The 552-nt window shown below is 66.7% G+C and carries 1 protein-coding gene; it reads right to left on the reverse strand.

What is annotated here, in order from left to right:
- The coding region (locus Q8X39_RS20480; RefSeq protein ID WP_455363816.1) for an IS110 family transposase at nt 1-389 on the reverse strand (389 nt) is incomplete at its 3' end.
- Nucleotides 390-552 lie beyond the last annotated feature (163 nt).

Raw genomic sequence — 552 nt, forward strand, 5'->3', positions numbered from 1 at the left:
CGTTGCAACTCGGCGCCGGCCAGCGGCTTGACGAAGCGCTCGCGATCCGGGCGCTGGTGCAGCGTGCGGGCGAACAGCGCGAGCATGCGCGCGTCCAGCGCGTCGGTCTTGGCCAGCGCACCCATCGCACGGGCGAAGTCGCGCGCCGTTCGCGGATTGACCACCGCCACGGCCAGGCCGGCGGCCTGCAGCGCACACGCGGCCTCGAATTCATAGCCGCCCGTGGCTTCGAGCACCACCAGTTCAGGCCGCAAGCCCGTCAACTGGCTGACCACCTGCTCGATGCCTGCCGCATCGTTGCTGACTTGCCAGGTCTTGGTCGCGGCTGTGCTGGCCACTTCCAGGGTCTGACTCGAAACGTCGATTCCCACGAAAACAGAGTCGGACACGTCCTCTCACTCCCATCCTTGTCTATGCGAACTGCATGTTCCAACAACCGTTCGGGCTGCGGAGAAGGACGGTCCGGCTCGGGCCCCCAGTGCTCAGGCACGGGCTTCAACAACTGGCCCAGAGGCCGCTCGGGATGCCCGAGCCGGTCCGAGGCTTAAAGAT

The sequence above is a fragment of the Leptothrix discophora genome (assembly GCF_030705305.1).
Classification (GTDB): domain Bacteria; phylum Pseudomonadota; class Gammaproteobacteria; order Burkholderiales; family Burkholderiaceae_C; genus Sphaerotilus; species Sphaerotilus discophorus.